Source organism: Pseudomonas koreensis (assembly GCF_012986595.1).
Lineage (GTDB): Bacteria > Pseudomonadota > Gammaproteobacteria > Pseudomonadales > Pseudomonadaceae > Aquipseudomonas > Aquipseudomonas koreensis.
In genome coordinates this window covers 476,444-482,699 of record NZ_JAAQYM010000007.1, presented here as the reverse complement: position 1 = coordinate 482,699, position 6,256 = coordinate 476,444, and the positions used below count along the sequence as shown (strand labels likewise).

Annotated in this window: 6 protein-coding genes and 1 pseudogene; 1 reads left to right on the top strand and 6 read right to left on the bottom strand. The window is 59.6% G+C overall.

The genetic code is table 11. The features are described from left to right. Window positions 1-432: 432 nt before the first annotated feature. Window positions 433-809 (top strand): annotated as a pseudogene (locus HBN98_RS23255) (transposase); the annotation flags it as partial. A gap of 679 nt (window positions 810-1,488) precedes the next feature. On the opposite strand, the gene HBN98_RS23250 reads toward HBN98_RS23255, so the two are convergent. The 6 genes from HBN98_RS23250 to HBN98_RS23225 form a co-directional block, all read right to left on the bottom strand. Continuing rightward, complete coding sequence (locus HBN98_RS23250) at window positions 1,489-1,821, bottom strand: phage holin family protein (protein WP_008080174.1); 333 nt, start codon at window positions 1,819-1,821, stop codon at window positions 1,489-1,491. 529 nt (window positions 1,822-2,350) lie between these two features. Next, window positions 2,351-2,710, bottom strand: a complete 360-nt coding sequence (locus tag HBN98_RS23245) for a PA0613 family protein (RefSeq protein WP_047301475.1) — start codon at window positions 2,708-2,710, stop codon at window positions 2,351-2,353. Next, entirely contained in the window at window positions 2,703-4,922 is a 2,220-nt protein-coding gene (locus HBN98_RS23240; protein WP_083368990.1) for a VapE domain-containing protein, read from the bottom strand. The genes HBN98_RS23245 and HBN98_RS23240 overlap by 8 nt, the downstream gene beginning before the upstream one ends. Continuing rightward, window positions 4,912-5,136: a TraR/DksA family transcriptional regulator gene (locus HBN98_RS23235; protein WP_008080171.1), complete on the bottom strand. Its 225-nt coding sequence runs from the start codon at window positions 5,134-5,136 to the stop codon at window positions 4,912-4,914. Before HBN98_RS23235 ends, HBN98_RS23240 begins: the two co-directional genes overlap by 11 nt. Further along, window positions 5,129-5,647, bottom strand: coding sequence for a phage regulatory CII family protein (locus HBN98_RS23230; RefSeq protein WP_083368989.1), 519 nt, complete (start codon window positions 5,645-5,647; stop codon window positions 5,129-5,131). The genes HBN98_RS23235 and HBN98_RS23230 overlap by 8 nt, the downstream gene beginning before the upstream one ends. A gap of 319 nt (window positions 5,648-5,966) precedes the next feature. Continuing rightward, entirely contained in the window at window positions 5,967-6,224 is a 258-nt protein-coding gene (locus HBN98_RS23225; protein WP_083368988.1) for a hypothetical protein, read from the bottom strand. Between the last annotated feature and the right edge of the window lie 32 nt (window positions 6,225-6,256).

The following is a 6,256-nucleotide window of genomic DNA, read 5'->3' as shown; positions in this document are numbered from 1 at the left end:
TTGAACGAGTAAAACAGCCGATCCTGCCCACTCGATAACTGTCCAATCATGCTCTGTGATCCCCCGCCGGCCAATGAAGCAATTTTGCCGCAGGTCAAACAGGGGAGCTACTTTTTCAACAGAATCGGCCAGAAGCAGCCACTGGACAGGACTGTTGTCAGTCGCTAAGACCTGGCGACTTCGATGAAGCCAACAAAGATTTTGCCTGCATGAATCCCTCAAATGTGGGAGACAATGGCAAAGGTGTGGCGTTTAGGGAATTTAAAAGACGGTAGGCGAGCTCTTGTTCGTCCCAATAGCAGCAACGGTCGGCCAACCATGGAAATACAATGACCTGACGGAAAAAGAGCCGGTGATCAGAAACATTATGTAGTGGCCTAATGAAATCGGACATCCATTTAGGCGAGGATGCTCTTCAGATAGGAGTCTCTGATGACCAAACAACGGCGTTCCTTTCCGCTAAATTCAGACGCAAAGCCGCAAGTCTCGTGCTCGATCAAGGCTATAGCCACATCGCAGCCTGCCGCTCGCTCGGCGTGGTCGAATCCGCTTTGGGCCGCTGGGTTAACCAGCTTCAGCAAGAACGCACCGGCGCCACTCCGCAGAGCAAAGCGCCTACGCCTGAGCAGAAAGAATCCAGGAACTGTAGGCTCGAATTGCTCGCCTTGAGCGGGAGAAATCCATTTTAATACGGGGGCCGCGTTCTTGATGTCGCAAGAGCACCATTGCACGCGCTGATTGATCAGTTGAGCACCTACGAGCCAGCTAATGGGCTTTGTGCGGTCGTTGAGGTCACCCGCTCCTGCTACGTCTTACTCGGATCAGGGTTCGCAATATGGCAGCCGCCAGAATAGCCAACGACTCTGGCTTTATCGCATTCGTCGGAGCATGAGTCGCCGCGGAAACTGCTAGGACAATGCGTCAACGGAGCGAGTGTTTCGGAGTTTGAAAAACAAATGAATGCCAAGCGTAGGCCTGACGGCTTAAGAAGTCGCGCAGAATCATGTCCGAGCGGTGTCGCAGCAGTAGCGGGGCCAAGATGAGCGGCTTAAGCAGCAATGCCGCAGTGGCTTACCGCTCGAGAGTCCCCTTCTCCACCAAAACCAAGCGGCACTTCTTAAGCGTGTGGCTGTTGAAAAGCCCATGTTGCCTCGAAGCATTCAAGGTCGTTTTCAACGGCTTTTCAATGAATCCTTTCAAGATTTCAATGATTGAAATTTCAGTAAGCTGGCGGGCCTCCCACTAATATGATCCCGCGGGTTTCCGACCCCGTACCCTTCGAAAGTCCCCAGGGTCCCCGGCGGTTTTCTGCCCGGTCCGGTCGATCGACTCGGCATCCGAGTGCCATGCCCTGCCCCCATCCCTTTGGAAAGACGGACATCCCTGCAAAGGTTTCAGCTAGAGAGATTCCGCGAGTTCGATAACCCGTGTAGGGGGCGGCCCTCGGGGAGGACCCGTGAAATCTGCGCCCCGTCCGGCCTCCCCGGCTCATGCCTTCGGTTCTGCCTCGCTCAGATCGAGCCGTTTGGCCACCCAGCGTTCGTACAAGCCGATGGCGACATCGGCGCCGGCCATCGCAGTCAGGCAACCGAGGGCGCCGGCTGTCCAGATCGACAGGCCTGCACCGAACAGCAACATCATTGCTGACACGCCGCAGACGATGCAGGCGCCGGACCGAAGTGCGAGGCGGCGCAGTAAGGCCCAGCCTCGTGCTCCATCCTTGTCGGCGCGCCACATCTCGCCGGAGACACCGCCAACCAGGGACAGGGCAATCACCAACCAGATCGGCATCTCTGCCAGTGCCTGTTGCTCGTTCGTCATTGCCCGGCCCCTTAAACAAAAAGACCCGGCGCAATGGCCGGGTCAGGTGGTGGGTGGCCTACCGCGCTTTGCGGTCGCACCCATCGAAGATGGCCCCTTTTTACAGGTCGATTCTGGTGGCAGCAAGACCGTTTTAATGCCATCCGGTGAATGTGTGGGTGACGCTCGGTGAACGGCTGGCGAATGTCGGTGAATATCTATCCCGGCCGTCTTTTGCTTTTCTGGCGTCCCATGCGTCCCACCTCTCTAAATCAAGGTGGGACGTCTGAAAGCCCCGCAGATTGGGGCTTTGCCCCACCGTCCTACTTTTATCTCTCTTTTCTCGTGTATAGAGAGAATATTTAAAAACACGCGTGCGCGTGAACACGCGCATTGATGCCCGCTACGCATACACGGGCGGGAGGCATGAAAAAGGTGGGACGGTGGGACAGCCCAACAACGACGGGGCCTGCGCCCGTCCCACCACCGCAAAAAGCAGTGGGACGGAGGCAGGCCAGTGGGACGGCGCGAGCCATAGTAATGCCCACGATCAAGCCGCTTCCCCCAGGAGGAAGTGCTCAACCACGATGTGAGCGTCATGCAGGCGCTGGTAGTAGAGGTTGCGTGTGCAGCCACTCTCAGCCAGACGCGCAGTCAGAGGCGCATCAGGCTGGAAGTAATGCACCTGCACCACCGTCATCAACTCGGGATCAAGGCGTTTCTTGACGATGCGCTCAATGTCCAGGGAGGCCTCCAGCGGCACCCTGCTGCCGCGCCTTCCGCGCACAAGCTGACCGCCGCTCTCCATCATCATGGCGACCATGTTGCCGCCCGAGTAACCGGCGGCGACCTCGTCGCTGTGAAGCTCCTGCGCCCACTGCTTAAGGGCCATATCGATCGCTTTAATCATCGAAGCACGGCTCCTCAAGCTCAGGTTGTTCCAGCGCCGGCGCCCTGCCCCAACCCTCAGGTTTCTTGTACGCCCATGGCCGCTGGCCGCTCTTGCTCAAGGCGCCCAAACGGAAACGTCGCCACCCCAATCGATGCAGGATCGCACCCACACGCATCTGCTCGGGTTTGCCCCAATGACCGGGATCGAGCTTGAGCGCCTGACTCATCACTTCACTGCCGGTGGTGGTCTCGCCGATCTGCGACTCTTCGAGCCAGGTCAGGATGGGCGTTTCCCATTCGTCCACCACAAAGCGTTCGTCCTGCTCCTCGCTGAACATCGGCGCTTCTTCTCGCGTTACCCACCAGAGGTCGCCGGCCTCAAAGCAGAACATCGCTTCGGCCCACAACTGGTCGCGGATCTCGCGCAGCAACGCCACGTCGACCTTGGTACAGGCCACCGGCCAATAACGACGGTTGCCGGTGGCGTCCTTGAGGTACTCGTCCTGGTTCGTGGTACCGACGAAGACACACTGGCGTGGCACGTCCAGGGTTCTACGGCCATAGCTTTCGCGGTAGGTGTCGGTGGACGCCGAGAAGAACTGTTTGGCCTTGGTACTTTCGGCCTTGTTGAAGCTGTCCAGCTCGCCGAGCTCGACAATCCACTTACCGCGAATCGCCTGAAAGCCATCCTTGTCGCCGAGGGCAAACGGCGTGTCCATGAACCACTCGCCGCCGAGCACACTCATCGCGGTCGACTTACCGGCGCCCTGTACGCCTTCGAGGATCATCACCGAGTCAGCCTTGCAGCCGGGTTTCATCACCCGCGCCACGGCCGAGATCATCCAGCGCTTGCCAACCTTGGACGTGTAGTCGGTTGCCTTCACCCCCATGACATCGGTCAACCAACGCTCCAGGCGTGACACGCGGTCCCACTCCAGCTTTTTCAGGTACTCGCGCACCGGGTGAAAGGCGTGGTCGTGCGCCACGACGCTGACGGCCTCGATCACGTGCGAGGACTTCACACGCAGGTTGTACTGCTGTGCGAGCCACTTCATCACCCGCACGTCATCAATGTCGGCCCACTCTCCGGTGCCGCCGCCATAGGGCGCCGCACGCAGCTTGACGATCTTCGAGCTGAAGGCGCAGTAGCTGATCACCCCGGCCCAGCGTTCGTCGTGAGCCAGGATCAGTTCGACGTTCTGCATGTGCGCGATCAAGGCGCCGCTTTCACTGCGAGCCAACTGATCTTTCCAGCCACCGGCTGCCGGTGGGCGGACCACGGCCAGCACCTGACGGCGAACCGCGTCGAGGCCTTCAGCGACGTGCAGGTCGTTGAAGTCGGTCCACTTGTCATGACGCTCGACAGAGAAGATCGGCGCAACGACCTGAGCGCCGACGATCAACGCAGCATTGCTCGCCTTCTCGTCGCCCGGATTCCAGGCATCGCCATTAGGCTTGGTGGTCTTCCAGTCGTCGTCGCGGCAGATGATCAGCGGGCAGCCGGCGAAGCGCTCGCGCATGACCTTACACACGGCCAACAAGTTGCCCGCATCGAAGGCCACAGCCACGGCAAGCGACGTCGCCATGTGCAGGCTGGCGCCGGTGGCGTACCCCTCACAGACCAGCACCGGTTCGCCCGGTACCGGGTGCGGACCGAGCAGGTGGAAAGTGCCCTCCTTCGCCATCCCGTAAGGCCAGTAGGATTTGTCGCGGCCGGTGTCTTCCTGCTTGTTCGGGAAGATCACCTGCAGGCCCATGATCTGATCACGGGCATTGTTCATCGGCACCAGTACTGCACCGGTGCGCGGCGCGTAACGAACGTTGATACCAACGATCTGCTTACGGTCCAGGTAGTCGCTGCGGCCGGTGGTCGGCATGCGCTCGAACAAACCCTGCGCCCTTTTCGCGGCCCGCCGCGCAGCGTTACTCGCGATTTCGGCAGCGCGGCGCTTGGCTTCCTCCTGGCGGGCGCGCATCACTTCACGCTCTTCAGGCGACATGCGGCCGGCCTTGACCTTGATCTTCTGCGTCTCGCCCGAACGCCAGTCACCGAAGGCGCCAAAGATCAGGGTGTCGCCCTTCTCCGTGCGCTGCTCGTGCACCACGTACCAGCCGTTCTTTTCCTTGCCCTTGTCCTGCGATGTCTTGCAGCGGGTCAGCTTGCCGAACACCAGCGGTTGCGCTGGCTCCAGACCGTAATCGGCGAATTGGCCCAATACCTCATCGAGCATGCTGAATCCCCCGCTCAGAGAGGGACTGACAGCTGATGCACTGCGAGCAACCCGGTTGGGCCAGGCGGCGCGCTTCCGGAATCGGATCGTCACAGGCTTCACAGAACAGCAAAGAATGGGCAGCGCTTTCTGCTTTGGCAGCGCTGCGCGCGGCCATGGCCTGATCGATGCGTTCCTGCACCAGATCGTTGGCGAAATCGGCGATGTCAGCCACGGTCGGCACCTCGCGTCGTCTGGTTGACGTAGGTGGCGCGGTTGAACAAACCCAGCAGACCTTGAATACCTCGGAACACCTGCAGGCGAATCGCGGCGAGTTCCTGATCAGTCACCACACCGTCGCCGATGCTCTTGGCCCAAGTCTCGGCCAGATCAGCGACCTGGCGAAAGTATTCGGCGATGCCGGTGGTCAAGGTCTCGGGCATATCGTTGGTGTAGGTGTCGGCCAGCTCCTGCCAGACCGTGTCACCGACCAGCGCATGCACCGCATCAAGAATGCGGCGATCCTTGGTCAGTTCGAGGATCTCGCCGAACTCCTGAATGTTGATGGAGTGGCTCGGGTGGGTTGGCGACAGCTTGTGTTGCAGCGTGGTCGGGTTGCGGCCAGTGGTGGCTGCGATGGCAGCAGCGCCGCCCGGGTAATCGCGAGCGGCGTGGTACAGCGCTAAATCGAGCGGCAGGATTTCCCGCTGCGCCCGTTCCAAAGAACTAAGAGCGATACGGCTCATGGCATTAATCCTAAAAGTTGCCAGTGCCGCGCGACAGAAGTTGGTGATACATTTGCCGCGTGGTCTGGAGAGGCCCAAAGCCGGCTAGGTTCGTAAGACCAACACCGGCACCGTGCCGGGGCGAACAATCCGTTGTTCACCCCTGGCGCAACAGCTGCCAGCTCTGTGGTAAGAACGGCAGCAACACCAAGGCTTCCGAGCCTTGGAAACGCGATGAAAGTCGGCGGCATGTGGTGTGCTCGCCTTCTGCCATCGCGACCCGACTGCGTTGTGGTGATGCTGTCGGGAGAAACTGGGCGACCCTTGGGTCGCCTTTTTTCTATGCAGCTTTCTGTGGTGCAGATTTTCCGAGCAGCCAATCGGCGTCGAATGGGTTGCCTTTTTCTCGTGCAGCTGCAGCAAGCAATTTCGCGTACTCCGTCTCACCTGTGTAATCGGTGCGTGGTAACGAAGCTGCTAGCCTCCACTTGTTGAGTGCTTGATAACTGCGTCCACACACACGTGCTGCTGCTCCAATACCGCCTACAGCCTCAAAGGCGAAGGCAATGGCATTTGGGAAGCTCTGTGGGTTAAGCATGAATGCCTCCTTTCAACTGTCGGTTGATAATA